Raw genomic sequence first — 16,964 nt, 5'->3', positions numbered from 1 at the left:
ATTTATTTACTGGCAAAGGTCTAAATGAAAATTCCCTTAGAAGTGAGACGGGAGGGATTATATTGTTGCCCTGGGCAATTTTATATTGATGCATGGAAACCCGTGCCCTTATCTATCATTACCCATGCCCATGGAGACCACGCGTATCGCGGCCATCAACATTATATCACTTCAAAAGATTCTAAAGATTTACTGCTACATAGATTAGGAAGTCATATTTCGTTACAGGTGCTTTCCTATGGTGAAAAGATAAAAATAAAAGATTGTTGGGTATCGCTTCATCCGGCAGGTCATATTCTAGGCTCTTCGCAAATACGTATAGAAACAAATAACACCGTTACCGTTATCTCCGGGGATTATAAAAGAGCTTTAGATCCCACTTGTCAGCCCTTTGAAACATTAGAATGCGATATATTTGTTACCGAATCTACCTTTGGCTTGCCTATCTATCGCTGGCAAGATAGCTTGGAAATAGCTAAGGAGATGTTTGAGTGGTGGGAACAAAACAAAGCCAACAATCACCCTTCCATTATTTATTCCTATTCATTAGGAAAAGCCCAGCGTATTCTCTCTTTATTAAAGTCTTTTACAGACCAATCCGCCTATTTGCATGGAGCTATGATGTCATTGACGAAAATCTATGCAGAAAAGGGGATTGAAATGCTGCCCTTTATCGCCTGTAGTGAACAGCCAAAAGGCTATACATTCTCAAAAGATCTGATTTTAGCGCCTCCTTCTGCCGCAGGCTCACCTTGGTTAAAACGTTTTCCTCACTTTCGCGCAGCAGCAGCTTCTGGATGGATGCTGGTAAGAGGCGCCCGTAAAAGGAAAGGCATGGACCAAGGATTTGTGCTATCCGATCATGCGGATTGGGAAGGATTAATACAAACGATTAAGCAGAGCCAAGCTAAAGTTGTGTTAACTACCCATGGGAGCACGGATGTACTAGCAAAATATTTGCGTGAGCAGCTGCATGTGGATGCTAGGGAATTAAGAGGATTAGATGTTTTAGAGGAAGAGATCGATTGAAAAATTTTACGGAATTGTTTGATCTGATTGATCAAACTTCATCAACTAATGAAAAGCTACGCTATATGGAAGAATACTTTAAAAAAGTTCCTTCCGAAGATGGCGCCTGGGCATTATTTTTCTTAAGTGGACATAGGTTAAAAAGGCTAATAGGTTCTAAGACTTTACTCTCCTGGTGTGGAGAAATTACCCAGTTGCCAGCCTGGCTGATTGAAGAATCCTATGCTTCAGTAGGGGATACCGCCGAAACAATATCTTTATTGTTAGAGCAATCTTGTAGTAAAAATCATTTGATTGATTTGCCTTTGTCTGCCTGGATGGAAAACCTTATTCTACCTTTAAAGTCCAAGAAAGAGGAAGAACAAAAAAGTGCGGTTGTAGAAATTTGGAAGAGCCTCAGTAAAAAAGAAATTTTTATCTTTAATAAGATTCTTACAGGGGGCTTTCGCATCGGTGTTTCTCAGCTATCGGCTATTAAAGCTGTAAGCCAAGCTCTTCAGGTACCGAAAGAAGTGCTAAGTCAACGCGTCATGGGTCATTGGCAGCCTACTGCCAATTTTTTTGATAGCTTAAGAGTTGTCGAAGAAAAAAATAACTACTTAAACCCTTACCCTTTTTACCTAGCTTCGCCTTTGGAAGGAAACTTGGAAGCTTTGATCCATCCCCATGAATGGCAGGCAGAATGGAAGTGGGATGGTATCCGCGCCCAAGTTGTTTTTAGAGAAAAAGCAGCAGCCATTTGGTCGCGCGGTAATGAGCTTATCTCCGATCAATTTCCTGAGATCTTAGAAGGAATACAAAAATTTCCCCATGGAACAGTGCTAGATGGCGAAATCCTTGCTTATGAGAATGAAAACCCTTTATCCTTTGGGGTATTACAAAAAAGGCTAGGAAGAAAAGCACCTTCCAAAGCTATCCAAAAGGAAGCACCTGTCGTATTTATGATTTATGATCTTTTAGAATACAACAGTGTAGACCTTCGAAAAGAAGCTTTAATCAATCGACGTAAGATTTTAGAAGAATTAGCAGAAATTCATCCGAAATTTCTAATCTCTCCTCTCATTGCTTTTAACGCATGGGAACAGATCCATGAAAAACGCTTAATGGCTAAGCATACTTTAACCGAAGGGATTATGCTTAAGCGCTTAAACTCTCCCTATGGTACAGGGAGGCAAAGAGGAAATTGGTGGAAATATAAAATAGATCCTATGACCATCGATGCCGTCCTTCTTTATGCTCAAGCGGGTACAGGTAGAAGAGCAAATTTATATACAGATTATACTTTTGGCGTGTGGCATCAGCAGGAACTCATTCCTATCACTAAAGCCTATTCGGGATTATCTCAGCAAGAAATTGATAAGCTCGACCGATGGATTAGGCGTAACACCGAAGAAAAATTTGGCCCTGTGCGTAAAGTGAAAGCTGAACAAGTTTTTGAAATAGCTTTTGAAGGCATCCAAAGTTCTAAAAGGCATAAATCGGGGATTGCTTTACGCTTCCCTCGCATTGCACGCTGGAGAACTGATAAGCCTTTTACTGAATGTGACACTCTGCAACAAATTAAGCTAGAATTTTTGAATGAGCAATAAAGAATTAGCTTTCATTCTGGATTGGTTAAAAATAAAAGAATGGAGCCCTCTTGCCTTTCAGCAAGAAGCTTGGAAAGCCTTTTTTGAAGCAAAGGATGGGTTAATTTCTGTCCCTACGGGGGCAGGTAAAACCTATGCCGCTTACCTTGCCGCTTTATCCCATCTCCATCATCATCGCGCTAAAGGGGGGCAAATTCTCTATGTTACCCCTTTAAGAGCCTTGGCTAGTGATATTCAACTAGCGCTTCAACAGCCTATCCTTGATCTTAAGCTTCCCTATCGAGTAGAAAAAAGAACAGGAGACACCACGACAAGCCGAAGAGTTAAACAAGCTAAAAATCCTCCGGAGATTTTGCTGATCACCCCTGAAAGTTTGGCATTAGTGATAAGCAATGCAGAAGCCAAGCAGCAGTTTGCCCACTTACAGGCCATTATTATCGATGAGTGGCATGAACTTTTGGGCACAAAACGTGGAGCCTTACTAGAACTTTGTATAGCTCGTTTAAAAAGCTGGAGTAAAAGTGTAAGGATATGGGGGCTGACAGCGACGCTTGGCAATCTAGAGGAAGCAGCTCAGGTTTGTGTAGGCATAGATCGTAAAGCTTCTTTGATTGTGACTAAGATGCCAAGGGAAGTGATCTTAGAGACTTTATTACCGAGTAGCGTAGAAAAGCTGCCGTGGGCAGGAAAATCGGGTCTAGGCATGCTTCCCTATGTCCTTGCCAAGCTCTCTCCTCACCAATCGACCTTGATATTTACCAATACTCGCTCGCAAGCCGAGCGCTGGTATCAAGCAATAGAGGAGGCTAAACCCGAATGGAAAAATTTAATAGGCCTGCATCACAGCTCTATCGATAAAAAAGAAAGAGAACTCATTGAACAACGTCTGAAAGAGGGGATCTTGAAATGCGTAGTGTGTACTTCTTCGTTAGACTTAGGAATTGACTTTTCTCCTGTCGAGCAAGTGATCCAAGTAGGATCGCCCAAAAGTATTGCCCGTTTATTGCAAAGAGCAGGTCGTTCCTCCCACCGTCCTCTTACTCCTTGCCGCTTGTTGATTGTTCCTACCCATGCTTTAGAGATTGCTGAATTGAAAAGTTATCGTAAAGCCTTACAGCACCAACTGATTGAAAATCGTATGCCCTTGACGCATACATTCGATGTTCTTATCCAGCACTTAGTGACTTGTGCGATTGGTGGAGGATTTAATAAAGATGAAATGTTTAAAGAGATTAAAACGACCTATGCTTTTAAAGATCTAACACTAGAAGAATTTGATAGCTGCCTAGAATTTTTAATTCATGGAGGGAAAGCTTTAACGGCCTATCCTGAATATAAAAAGCTTATTATAGAAAAAGATCTTTATAAGGTTGTCGATAAAAAAATTATACAGTTTCATCGCCTAAATATCGGTACGATCACCTCTGAACCTCATATTCCTGTGAAGATGGCTAATGGAAAATCTTTAGGGATCATTGAAGAAAATTTTTTATCCAGCTTGAAAAAAGGCGATCGTTTTTTATTCGGGGGACGTCTCTTAGAACTTATTCAATTTCGTGATCTAACAGCTTATGTGCGCCTTAGTAAGGGGGTGCCTAAGACTGCCGCCGTATGGCGCGGTGGCAGGCTTCCCTTTTCTGCTCCTTTAGGAAAAATGTTAAGAGAATCATTAAACCCCTCTCAAGAGATCTACCCGGAAAATGCTTTTTTAGAGCAAATTCTTGCCATACAAAAAAAGCTCTCCTCCATTCCCAACGAAAATGAGATGCTTATCGAGAGTTTAAAATCACGAGAGGGTTGGCATCTTTTTTTTTATCCTTTTGAAGGCAAAGCTGTCCATCAGGGGCTTGCTTATATTATTGCTTCTCGCTTATCTAAAAGTAACCCAGGTACGTTTACCTTAAGTTCTAACGATTACGGTCTTGAAATTCTTAGCTGCGCGCCTTTCAATGAAGAAAGTTTAAATAATGCTTTATTTGCTTTCGATAAGCTTGAAGAAGAGATCACCTCGCTGATCAATCTTCATGAGTTAGCGCGCTCTTCTTTTCGAGACATCGCCCGCATTTCAGGGCTTATTTTTCAAGGGTATCCAGGTAAACATAAAACTCATCGTCAAGTGCAGGTGAGTAGCAGCTTGCTCTATGAAGTTTTTAGTAAATATGACCCTTCGAATTTATTAATACAACAGGCAAAAAGTGAGGTAATCCATCAGCAATTTGAGTTAGATAGAATTTTGCAAGTGTTGAAAAGATTGTCCACCTCCCTTATCATTCTTACGCACCCCCCCAAATTAAGCCCCTTTGCTCTTCCTCTTTATATAGAAAGAGTAAGTGGCCATCTCACCAATGAAACTTTAGAAGAGCGTATTGAGAAAATTAAAAGTAGCTGGAAAAGAAAATGATAACGATCAAAATCCGCGAGCAGACTATTCAATTGTTACCACAAAGAGCTGCTTATTGGGAGGAGAATAAGGCCTTAATAGTTGCTGATATTCACCTCGGAAAAGCAGCCACTATGCAAAGAGCGGGAATTGCTGTACCTGAAGGGGCTATGGATCAAGACTTGCTCAACCTTAAAAATATAATCGAACATACAGGCGCTCAACGCTGTATCGTGGTAGGCGATCTTATTCATGCCCAAAATGGCCTCTCTGAAGGCGTGCAATCAAAATTTGGCGAGTGGCTTTCTATCATCAATTGCTCAGTAGATCTTATCCTGGGCAACCATGATCAAGTGTTAAAAAATTATATGCCGGCAAGCTGGAACTTACAGGTCCATCAAGAATACTTGGCGATCAAGCCTTTTTACTTTAACCATTTTCCTATAACCATAGAGAACCACTTTGTTTGGTCAGGGCATCTTCACCCTCAAATTTTGCTCAAAAGTAGGCACGATCAGCTAAATTTGCGTTGCTTCCAAATTTCTGACTCTTTAGGAGTGTTGCCAGCCTTCAGCGATTTCGTAGGAGGCTCTACTGTCACTAAGAATGCAGACAATCGCATCTTTGCGCTAGCCGGTAAAAAGATAATCGAAATATAGGCAGCAAGTCTTATTGTCATGCTGTTTTAGTATAAGGCTTTATCTTTTTTTTGAGCTTTGTGTCAGATTGTTATCTGAGCGAGTAGTTTATCGATATATTCACTCATTATTTTTGCCTCTTTTGAGAGCAGGGTAGAGCATATCCTCAAAGTTGGGTAATCTGCAAAGGCACTAAGTCTGCATAGTCATACAAGCTTAAGTTCATTTCTGCGTGCTAGCTCAAAGCATTTGTCCTTTTGCTTGAAATTTTCGAGGCTATAGTAAATTATCCCTAGCTTCTTAAAGCCTTCTGCAATGCATAGATGGTTTTTGCGGGAAACCCTAAGATTAATCTTGAGAGATTTTTTTAGGTGGATCATCGCTTTATCAAATTTTTTTTTGATCTAAGTAGATCAGTCCCAAATTGCTGTAACACGTAGCCACATTAAGATGGTTTTCATCTGCAAATATCCTAATATTGATAGCGAGCGCTTTCTTGATATATTCAGTTGCCTGATATAAATTCCCTTGAGCTTTATGAATCATTCCTAAAGTGTTATAGCATGTTGCCACATTGGGATGATTTTCATCTGGAAACATCTTACGGTTGATATCGAGCGCTTTCTTGGCAGCTATGGCCGCTTCCCTAAATTTTTTTAGATGCATGTAGACAACTCCCAGGTTATTGTAACGAATTGCTAAATTTGGATGGTTTATTCCAAATTTCTCAATATCAATGGTAAGGGCTTCATTAAAACACTGGGCTGCCTGTTCTAACTTTTCCTGGGCGTAGTAGATTGTCCCTAGCGTACTGCGATCGATTGCCACATTGGGATGATTTTTACCAAAAAGCTTAATGTTAATGTCGCATGCTTTATTTGCAAACGTTAGGGCTTTCTTTAATTTTTCTCCTCCTCGATTTTTATATATTGTTGCCAAATTATTATAGCGTGTTGCAATGCTAGGATGATCTCCACCAAAGAGATTAATGGCAATGGCTAATGATCGCTTAAAGTACTTAGTCGCCTCTTTCAGTTTTCCTTGTTCTTGGTAGATCAATGCTAAAGTATTATAATTGATTCCTACACGGAAATGATTTTCACTAAAAATCCTCTGGTTAAGGGTGAGAGCGCGATTGACATATTCAGTTGCTTTGTTTAACTTGTTTTGATCTAGATAAATTTTTCCCAGATTATTGTAATATGTGGCCAAAGTAGGATAATTTTTTCCAGCAATGTGTATCGCTCGCTTGGCGCATTCAGCGGCTTTTCCTAAATTCCCTTGAGCTTGGTAGATTTGTCCTAAATTATTGTAAAGAATTGCCATGGTAGGGTGATTTTTATCAGTACTCTTTTCTATTGCTTGATTAAAGTACAAAGTAGCGTTTTCTAAATCTTTTTGAGAGTAAGCAATCGTTCCAAGATTGCTATAATCTCTTACTATATTGAGGTAAGGCGTATTAGGACATTTTTCATCGATTGCGCGCGCACTCTCAACGCATTTAATCGCTTCATCTAACTCTCCCTGATCGCAGCAGATCATTCCCAGGGCATTTAGCACCCTTACGTTTTCAGGGTTTTCTTGTAATGCTTGACTGTAAAAACCTTTAGCTTCTTTATATTGAAAAAGCCGTGCAGCTATATCTCCTTGCGTCTGGGGGGAGTCATCTTCTAAATTTGAAAATTTAAGCATATCTTCATTGCCTGCGAAAAATTCCTGAATAGATCGACAGAAAGGTATGAAAATCTGATTAAATTTTTTTTATCTTTTTTAAAGCTTCAGGATCTAAAGCGAACTGCTTTTTAATAATGACAGAAACTTCAAAGCCAAAAGGTTTAATTAGAGGGTTCATTGTCTCCTGTTGCGCTTGATAATGAGAATAAGTCTTAAGGCGCATGAATAATGCTATACTCATCCAATCCTTCATTTTTTCAGATGCAGTTTGTGTTAGAACCCCTTGCTTGTTTAACTCATCAATTCTAGTAAATGTGTCAGAAGCTTTTACTTTTTTAAAGAGGGCCAAACGGTCCAAAGCTAGGTGAGGAAAACGGTAAAAATCGTTTTTAACTTTAAATAGCATGCCTTGCCTTTCTAAATCATCCATTCCTGGTTCGAAATTTGTCATATCGGCTTGAAATAAGTGATGCCTGGCTAAGTACTGACGAAGATGAGGCTCTTTTTGATGGAGAGTATTAAGCTCTTCTTGAACTTTTTGACTATATTGCTGAGTTAGCTCATTATTCCCTAGCAAATGAGTAAAATTTAGCAATTCCATAGGAAGGTGAGGTTCTTTCTCATACCACCACTGATCTTCTTCGTCTTTAGCAATATATTGGGCCATTTTTTCAGGTGTTTGTATGAGCTCGAAAGTTGTGCCATTACCCAAAGGAGTTTTACAGCCTTTTCCTTCTACTCCTGCTCCATCAAAGGCAAAACCTCGTGGTGTAATGCTATCAAAGAAATCAATGGCTTTTAAGCAAGGAATGTTTAAGGCAGGAAGGATGGTTTCCCCTAGATTGATAACCTTTAAATGGATAAGAGCAGTAAGGCACTTAAAGTATTCTCTATAGGAATCAGTATCTTCTTGTATAAGAATGCCAAATTCTAAATCAGAATAAGGAGTCATTTCTTCTCTAGCTAATGAGCCAAAGCCTATCATGGCATATTTACAAGGCGCAGGATCTAATTGATGTAAGGCCTGTATTGTAAGCTGCCTAAAGAAAATTTTTATTTGGCGAGCTATCTCACCATAAAGCTCTCTTACCTCTTGAGAATAAGGGTCTTCTGGTAAAGCTTGAATTTTCTTCTCTATTTCTTCTCTAAATTTTTTTAATTTGCTACGGTTGCGTTCAAATTGTTTCTCCATTGCCAGAGGATCAAAAGGTTTACCTTTACATTCTCTAACGAGTAAATTTTGTACTTGGGAGAGTTTATCCCTAAGAACTTTTTGACGCTGTTGAGGAGCAAGGCGTAAAGCATAATTATAAAGACCTGCCGCTTGCAGAAGCGTTTCCGATGTTTGTTTTCTTAGATAAATGTCACCTAATTCTTCTATGCAAAAGCTCTCTTGAATAGGATCTTTCTCTTGAACAGCAATTTGTAAAGCTTGCGTATAAGTTTGTTCTAATTCTTTTATGTTCTCGTCTGATAAAAGCTCCAGGCTTTCCAATGTCTTTAGGGGGCTTTTTAGTGCATTCATCGATAGAGAATTAGAAAAAAGAATATCGGAAGAGGTTTTCGACTTTGAAAGAAGAGTTTTATCTTGTTTTACGGGCTTTTGAGCATAAATAAAATGACCACCTACATCCACTATAAGAATATATTCTTGAGGCCTTTCTTCTTGGGAAACAGTTTTCCATTCATGGGATCTATTATTTTCTTCTAGGCCTGCTTGTGAAAAAATTAACCTATCATGAATACCGCAAATCAACCCTTCTTCATTAACCGTTACTAACCTTATAGGAATAGATAAAGCCGAGGCTAACAGATCTCCTTCGCCTAAGCCACTTACCCAGCTTCCTTTTTCTATTATTTCTTCTGCTCTTTTACTGTCTCTGTGTTTAACAATGTCTGAGAGCACTTGCCTCAAATATGAAGTTTTATCTGGATGCTCATCTAGCAAAGGAATTTTTCTAGAGAGGGAATTATAACTTCCTAAAAAAGCGCTAAAAAAGCAGTCACCGTCACCTGCAACCCCTTTTAATTCAAAGCCTTCTTTATGTAGATAGGCAGCTACAGTATTTACTTTTGCTTCTTGCGAGTCGCTAATAATAGTTGAAGAATCATACCATAAAGACTTAGCTATTTGAGAGGGGCTCCAGTGAGGCGGAGAAAGATTTAAGGAATTTGCTTTATTATTAGCAAGTTGATTATTTGTTGGTAAATTACTTTTAATTTTCTTTAAATGAAGCCTTTTCCATCCATCCATTTGCTCAATTAATTGCTTCCACTCTTTACAAACGCCTCGTGCGTTAGAAAGATCTTGCTGACTCAGCTCTTTGAAAATCTTTAAGCTAATCTCTGCATAGGGGCCAAGTTTTAGATAAGGCTGTTTTCTTTTTTCTATTTCCTCAAATCCAGGAAATATAAAAGGATTGATAGATAGGTTTACTGAGCTCATAGGTTTATTTCTCTTTTATCTGTGTTTAGGTAGAGGTGCAAGGTAATGCTCGTATATGATTGCTTATTATTTTTTTGCCTCTCAGCAGTTTGCTAATAGAGATATAAAAATAATATACTTTCGAGCAGCTCTTTATGCAAACATATACTTAAAAAAACTGCTTGTAAGAAAAGAGTCAGCTTTTAAGGGTTAAATCTCTTATTAGACTATACGCGCAGCATTCTTCTATATATTAAATAATTTTTTTCAATATTTTGTTCTTTCTAATCAAAAAAATATTAAAACTTATTTTTTAGCTTTTAATATATTACTCGCATTTTTTTCATGCTTTAGATTGATATTCTCGGTTGCCTTTCATGGTTTTCTAGATCTTGGTAAGCGGTCACGGAGTAAGCCCAGTTGTAGATGTGATTATGCGGGCCTTTGCAAAGCCAAAAATGCTTGTAAATAGTTTTTTTCTATTTACTGCACGTTCTGCTTTACATTATCTTTTGTGGATTAAGAGTTTAAGCAGCTCTGTCGCCTGTGTGACCGCTCACAGATCTTATCGATTTAACTTAAATTATTAAAATTATTTCTCTTGTGTAACTCTTTCTATTTAGCTTTGCAATGATTTCGTGTTCTTGAATAAACTAATTAATAGTTGTTTTGTTGTTGCCTTGCTCTATATAGAGCATTGCCAAATTAAACACATCTATTACCAAACTAGGGTGATCTTCTCGATAAATTTCGCTATTGATTCTAAATGTCTTATGTGCACACTCTAATGCCTCTTTTAATTTTCCTTGAGCTTGGTAAAGTGCCCTAAATTGTTGTAGAAAGTTGCCGTAGTTGGATGTGTTTCGCCAAAAAGTTTTTGACTGATCATGAGTGCTTGGTTGACATACTCAAAAGCTTTTTTTATATTTCCCTGTTTTTTATAGATTTTAGCTAGGTTGCTATATCCTATTGCCACATGGGGATGAGTTTCGCCAAAATGCTTTTTGTCAATCTCGAGTGCTTGATTGACATACTTAGCCGCATCCTCTAAATTTCCTTGAGCTTCACGGATCATCCCCAAGTTGTTATAGTATATAGCTACCTCTGGATGATTTTTACCAAATAGCTTTTCGTCGATTTTGATTGCTTGATTAATATGCTTGGTTGCCTTTATCAACTTTCCTTGAGCTTCATAGGTCATTCCCAGGTTGTTGTAAAGGCTTGACATAGTATAGCTATTTTTTCCATAGGGTATGTGCTCGCAAATATTGAGCGCTTCATTAAAACACTCTATCGCCTTTTCTAAATTTTCTTGATTTTGATAGATTTGTCCTAGATTACTGTAATCCCTTACCAAGTTAAGGCAAGCTTCATGCATACTATGTTTTTTGCCAATATTTCTTTGATCGTGATAAATTTGTCCTAAATTGCTGTAATCTTTTAGCACGCTGGAATATGTTTCATCCATATGTCTTTTGTCAATTTCGAGTGCTTTATTAACCCATTCCAATGCTTGATCTGATTGTTCTTGTTCATGGTAGATCAATCCCAAGGCATTTAGCACTCCTGCATTCCGAGGGTCTACTTGTAAGGCTTGAAGGTAAAAATTTTTAGCGTGTTCATATTGAAAAAGCCGCGCTGCTATATCCCCTTGCGTCTGCGGTGATTCCTCAGATAAATCTGAAAGCTTAAGACTGTCTTCATTATCTGATAAAAACTGGTGGATAGCATTATAAAAAGGAATAAAAATGTAATAAATTTGTTTAATTTTTTCTAAGGTTTTCTGATCTACAGCAAGCTGCTTTTCAATAAGGACAGGATCCTCAAAGCCAAAAGGTTTAATTAGAGGATTCATCATTTCTTGTTGTGCTTGATAATGAGAATAGGTCTTAAGGCGCATGAATAAGGCTATGCTCATCCAATCTCTCAGCTTTTCAGAGGCGGCTTGCGTTAGAACCTCTTGCTTATTTAGTTCATCAATTCTAGTGAGGGTATCTGAGGCTTCTATTTTATTGAGGAGGGCTAGGCGGTCTAAAGCGAGGTGAGGAAAACGGTAAAAATCATTTTTAACTCTAAAAAGCATTCCTTGTCTTTCTAAATCGCCTAGTCCTGGATTGAAGGTTAACATATCAGCCTCAAATAGATGCTGCTTGGCCAAGTACTGACGAAGATCAAGGCTTTCTTGATAAGGCATGTTAAGCTTTTCCTGTACTTTTTGGCTATATTGCCTTGTTAAGTTAATGCTACCTAGCAAATGAGTAAAGGTTAAAAGCTCCATAGGGAGATGAGGCTCTTTCGTATGCCACCAATTGCCTTTATCATCTTTACCAATATATTGGGCCATCTTCTCAGGAGTTTGGATTAGCTCAAAAGTCGTGCCATTACCAAAAGGAGTTTTACACCCCTTTCCTTCTACTCCAGCTCCATCAAAGGCAAAGCCTCGTGGTGTGATGCTATCAAAGAAATCAATGGCTTTTAAGCAAGGAATGTTTAAAGCAGGAAGAATGGTTTCTCCTAAGTTGATCACTTTTAAGTGAATTAGAGTGGTCAGATGCTTAAAATACTTTCTATTTTTTGTATTGTCATCTGATATAAGGATGCCAAATTCCAAATCGGAGTAAGGAGTCATCTCTTCTCTAGCTAGAGAACCAAAGCCTATCATGGCATATTCACATGGGGGAGGGCCTAAAACATCATTGGCTTGATCTACAAGACTTTTAAAGAAAACTTTTACCCCTTGAGCAATCTCACAGTAAAGCTCTCTGACTTGTTCAGAAGAAGGTGTTTCAGTCAGAGTGTGAATTTTCTCTTTAATTCCCTTTCTAAAATTTTTTAATAATTCGCGATTATCTTCGAATTGTTTCTGCATTTGTTCAAGGTTTATAGGTTCTCCTTCGCATAGCTCAATAAGTATCCTTTGAACATTAAAAATCTTTTCTTTAATTATTCCTTGCCTATCTTTAGGGGCAAGGCATATGGAATAAATGTAAATTCCGGCTGCTTGAACAAGCTGCTCGCGCTTTCCTTTAAGGTAATAAACATCGCCTAATATTTCTAAGTATAAGCTCTCTTGAATAGAGTCTTTCTTTTCAACAGCATGCTTTAATAGTAGTTTGTAAGCTTCTTCTGCTGCCTCTAACCTATCTCTTGATAAAGAAATAACATTTCGATCCATAGAATGAACAAGCCGTTCTAAATAATTTGCAAGTTTGCAAAGATAAGGTTGTAGTTTTAGAGGTTGATAGTAAGTCAAGAATTTGAAATTGCTGGGCATATTTCGTTTAAATACTTGCGCACATGTTCTTACATCGAGAATTTTTCTTAAGTCATCGGGAGTTAAACTATCAAACGAAAGGAAAATACAGTGATAGATATGGGAGGGGAGAGAGCCTAGAGAATAAGAAGCATTAATAATTTTATTATTAGCAACAGATGGGATAGCAATAGGCTGTTTCAAGTGGTGAAGCTTGGCTGTAGGAAGTTGTTGATAGAGCTGTTTAAATAAATTGCTAGTATCAATAAGCTGCTTCCATTCTTTACAAACCATATTTATTTGACAAAGATCTTGCAGGCTCAATTTTTCAAATATCTTTAAGGCAATTCCTGCGTATACTTGCGAGTCTTTCTTAGGGAAGGGTAGATCTTTAAACACCGGAAATATAAGAGGATTGCTAGATAAAATTTTTAAACTCATAATCTACCTAATATTCAAAGGTTAAGGAAATTTTTTGACTTATATTAGGGGATTATTCACTATCCCTAATAGTCAAACTCAGCTTTTAAAAAAGAATATACTAAGCGGTAAGATTGCATTCTATTTAAATTTGTACTTTTTTTAACTTAAATCTAGGTCTAATGATATGTCGGTTTCCTCATCAAAAGCACTTTTTCCACTCACCAGAGGCTCTTATCCAAAACTAGGAAATATTTTACCTCTTTACGCAGCAAATAAGCCACTTCCCTGTGTTCTTTTTCATTCGATATCGGTATCTACTGCATTCCGCACCCTGAGGACAAATCATCAATATATTTCGACTTTTAAGCATAATAAAATGCCTAGGACTATCATTACACAAGTATGTCCAGGTCATTCTCTTTCCTCTCCCTGGCCTAAAAATAGGTGCTCTTACAGCAGAAAAACAAAGAACCAGCCTTCAGGAGAATTACGAGAACAAGTAAAAAATATTAATGCCGAACTAAAATCTCGGTTGGGACAAGCGGAAGGTGACATTAAAACATTGCTTGGAGAATCAAAAAGCGAGCTCGGAGTATTAAAAGATAAAGTGAATTTACTACCCACGGAAGTAGTTAATAACATAAATAAATCCAAGCGGGGAAAGTGGATAATAAAGTTTTTCGTTGGTGCTCTGGTGGCAATACCAAGTGTTATATTTCAGGACCAAATTACTGATTATTATAATAAATGGCTTAAAGGGGGAATTAAACACATCGATTTTTCGAACAAAATTTCCTCCTTTAAAGAACAATGGATTTGTACAGATAACATCACTGAATTAGATAATGTATTTAAAATGCAAAAATCAACAATTCAAAAATTGTCGCTTATAGGTATACCTGGATCGGGAAAAACTACTTTGGCCAAACAATATGCCCTATATTATGAACAAGAAAAGAAGGATCAGCCTGAGGGCATAAGAACGGTATTTTACGGTGATATGAGAGATGATGAAAATTTTGAATACTCCTATAAGAAATTTGCAGAAGATTTAGGTGTTGAGGTTTCTGCTAATGCTCCTATTGAGGAGATCATTAGTGAAGTCAACAAAAAGCTTGTCAAGAGGCCGGATTGGCTATTTATAGTTGATAACCTGGATTCCAAGGATCTCAAGAAATACGAAAAGCTGCAAGCTTTTCTTCCAAAAAGGCCGGAAGAGAGATCAGATTTTTATCCAAAATGGCCTGAAGATTTAAAAGCATTTATTAAGAACAGCTTAAAAGGAAAAATTTTACTCGTTGCTCAGGAGGATATAGATGGGGTTGAATCATTCAACATGCAAGCACATTTAATTAGCGAGGATGAAGCTCTTAAGATTTTCAATCTTACCTTGGGAAAGGAACATGGGGCATTTAATCAAGCCAGTACTTCAAAACGCAAGCTGCTTCGTCAACTTTCTTACTTTCCATTGGCTATTAAGCAATCCGCTATTCATTTTAAATATGCGAAGCCGACTGATTCCTTTGATTCTTTAGTGGATTCGTATCTAACGCAATTAAAAAGCGTCATAAAAATGCGTACAGATGGCCATAAGGAAACAGTCGATGCCTCCAAACTTTTAGAAGCTATGGAATCTTGGCAGAAAAAGGAACAACAAGCAGGCGGCAGCTTTTTCAATGATCTATTAAAGCTTAATAAGGATAAGCTAACGCTTCTTATTAAATCGAGGGAAGAAGGTTCTTCTAGAATTCTAGTAGATATAGGTCCGCTTCTAGAAGCGATGCAACTTACTAGTATAAAAAGTGATGAGAGACAAATAAAGTTCAATTCTAGTGATAGTTTAATGACATCCTTTATTGGCGAGTTACAAGATCTTATTCTTATAGGAATAGAAAAAACAGATCTCAATCTAGTGGAGGCTGATAAGCTTTTAAAAGCTATATACTCTCTAAACATACAAGAATGCAAGCAAGCTAAGAATGAATCGGAATTTCTTTTTTCTATAATTCCTTTTCTTAATCCTTATTTTATCCATGAATCTTTACTTCGGCTCTGGTTCGAAGAAGAGAAGAAATCCAAGTTATTTGAGTCTGTGATAAATCTTCTTGAGAATCATTCATTAATTAGTAGGGTGGGGCAAGAAGGATGGGAAGTCCATCCATACATGCAAAAATTAATCGAAGAAGCATATAAACCAGAGGGGAACAACAAAAAGGTTTTTAAAGAATTTATTTTATTTCTTGAAAAAAATTATAAATTAGATATGCGGTTTGTAGATAGCTACAATCCTAAAAGAGGTCTTGTCAATCAGATCGAACCCCTTTGGAAGCTTGCAGGAGAGCATAGCTTGCAAGATGAATTAAAATATTGTTTTGTGCATCTTTATAATGTGTTGGGTAATTATCACTTGCAATCCAATAATCTTCTTGAAGCGCAAAAAGCTTTTAAGAAAAGCTTAGAATTGGCTGGAGTTCAACCCGAAAATGATACGGCTGAGACTATTTGTAAGCTTGCAGAAAAACACAAGAAACTTCCTGCTTTATGTGCTCAAGCCATCCATTACCTTGGTAAATTTTATTTTCATGAGCAAGATTTAACTCAAGCCGGCAACCATTTTAGCAAAGCCTTTGCTATTCAAGAAGAAGTATCAAGTAAGTCTGCTTTGTACGATAACCCAAATCCTTTTGATATTATAACTTTCCAGCGGCAAGGAATTGGCTCGCTTCTTTTAAAGGGCGAGAAGGAAGATCTGGTGGAGGCAGAAGGCCTTTATCTTAAAATATTTGGCGAAAAAAAATTTGTAAGGCCTGGAGAAAAGCGTGATGAATTTAATGAATGGTATTGCAATCTTCAATTGGGTAGAGTTTACCATAAGTTAGCACAAGCTACATCTGATAAAGTAGAAAAAGAGACATACTACTACAATGCACAACAGAGACTTGAAAAAGTTGATAGTAGAGATAAAGCTGCCTTTGAAGGAGCCCTTCAGATGTTTAAAAAAGACCACCTTAAAGCCGGAGAGATTTTCCTTATTTTAGGCAAGCTTTATTTAGATAGTAACTGTCCTTTTGCGAATGCTGAGGTTGCAAAAAGCCATTTTAAGAGTGCGTTTAAAGCTGCTTCAAATTCTCTCAAAAATGATTGGAGGATTTGTGGTAAATCTAAGTATTATCTTGCTAAGCTTTATTTGAAAGAAAAAAACCTTAAGCAAGCGCTTATAGCCCTCAATGAATCAATTTATTATTACAACAAATTAGGAAAAGGACTAACTAGAATCCCTCCTAAAGAAGCTGAAAAAGCTAAGCGATTAAAAAATTGGCTTGTAGAAAGAATGGATCCATGCTGTTATAGTAATAGTGCAGATTGTCCAGCAATTTTTCTGTAAAATCTGAGATCTTTTTTTCTTAACCTAATTTTTTTTAAGTGTTTTGCCCTTTTTAGATTGTTTGCATCAATTTTAATGAGCCCCCCCTTCATTTGAGTGGGGGTGGGGCACGATTAAAATTGATGCTCACAATCTTAAGAGGCAAAAATATTATTTATCTTTTTTGGT

Annotated in this window: 9 protein-coding genes; 5 read left to right on the top strand and 4 right to left on the bottom strand. The window is 37.5% G+C overall.

Features of this window, described 5'->3' with window-relative positions; translation table 11 throughout:
* The first annotated feature begins 24 nt into the window (after positions 1-24).
* From DB41_RS06480 to pdeM, 4 genes are read left to right on the top strand one after another with little or no spacing between them, the layout of a single operon-like run.
* A complete protein-coding gene (locus tag DB41_RS06480) occupies positions 25-1,029 on the top strand; it encodes a ligase-associated DNA damage response exonuclease (protein ID WP_039385611.1) in 1,005 nt (334 codons plus the stop codon).
* Positions 1,026-2,618: an ATP-dependent DNA ligase gene (locus tag DB41_RS06475; protein WP_039385609.1), complete on the top strand. Its 1,593-nt coding sequence runs from the start codon at positions 1,026-1,028 to the stop codon at positions 2,616-2,618. The genes DB41_RS06480 and DB41_RS06475 overlap by 4 nt, the downstream gene beginning before the upstream one ends.
* Complete coding sequence (locus DB41_RS06470) at positions 2,608-5,019, top strand: ligase-associated DNA damage response DEXH box helicase (RefSeq protein ID WP_039385607.1); 2,412 nt, start codon at positions 2,608-2,610, stop codon at positions 5,017-5,019. The genes DB41_RS06475 and DB41_RS06470 overlap by 11 nt, the downstream gene beginning before the upstream one ends.
* A complete protein-coding gene (gene pdeM / locus DB41_RS06465) occupies positions 5,016-5,657 on the top strand; it encodes a ligase-associated DNA damage response endonuclease PdeM (RefSeq protein ID WP_039385606.1) in 642 nt (213 codons plus the stop codon). Before DB41_RS06470 ends, pdeM begins: the two co-directional genes overlap by 4 nt.
* Before the next feature lie 366 nt (positions 5,658-6,023).
* On the opposite strand, the gene DB41_RS06460 is transcribed toward pdeM, so the two are convergent.
* The 4 genes from DB41_RS06460 to DB41_RS06450 all read right to left on the bottom strand — a co-directional run bounded on the left by DB41_RS06460 (position 6,024) and on the right by DB41_RS06450 (position 13,429).
* Positions 6,024-7,328, bottom strand: coding sequence for a tetratricopeptide repeat protein (locus DB41_RS06460; RefSeq protein ID WP_039385604.1), 1,305 nt, complete (start codon positions 7,326-7,328; stop codon positions 6,024-6,026).
* Positions 7,329-7,386: 58 nt separating this feature from the next.
* On the bottom strand, positions 7,387-9,756 hold the full coding sequence (locus tag DB41_RS06455; RefSeq protein ID WP_039385602.1) for a DUF294 nucleotidyltransferase-like domain-containing protein: 2,370 nt from the start codon (positions 9,754-9,756) through the stop codon (positions 7,387-7,389).
* 632 nt (positions 9,757-10,388) lie between these two features.
* Positions 10,389-10,496: a hypothetical protein gene (locus DB41_RS12980; RefSeq protein ID WP_368730547.1), complete on the bottom strand. Its 108-nt coding sequence runs from the start codon at positions 10,494-10,496 to the stop codon at positions 10,389-10,391.
* A gap of 35 nt (positions 10,497-10,531) precedes the next feature.
* Entirely contained in the window at positions 10,532-13,429 is a 2,898-nt protein-coding gene (locus tag DB41_RS06450; protein WP_039385601.1) for a tetratricopeptide repeat protein, read from the bottom strand.
* A gap of 358 nt (positions 13,430-13,787) precedes the next feature.
* Between DB41_RS06450 and DB41_RS06445 the strand changes: the two genes are divergently transcribed.
* The gene (locus DB41_RS06445) at positions 13,788-16,796 is read left to right on the top strand and encodes an ATP-binding protein (RefSeq protein WP_039385591.1); all 3,009 of its coding nucleotides are present in this window, start codon (positions 13,788-13,790) and stop codon (positions 16,794-16,796) included.
* Positions 16,797-16,964 lie beyond the last annotated feature (168 nt).

The organism is Neochlamydia sp. TUME1 (genome assembly GCF_000813645.1).
In the GTDB taxonomy this organism is placed as follows: Bacteria; Chlamydiota; Chlamydiia; order Chlamydiales; family Parachlamydiaceae; genus Neochlamydia.
Note: the sequence above shows the minus strand (reverse complement) of the source record. Positions and strands in the feature narration are given on the sequence as shown.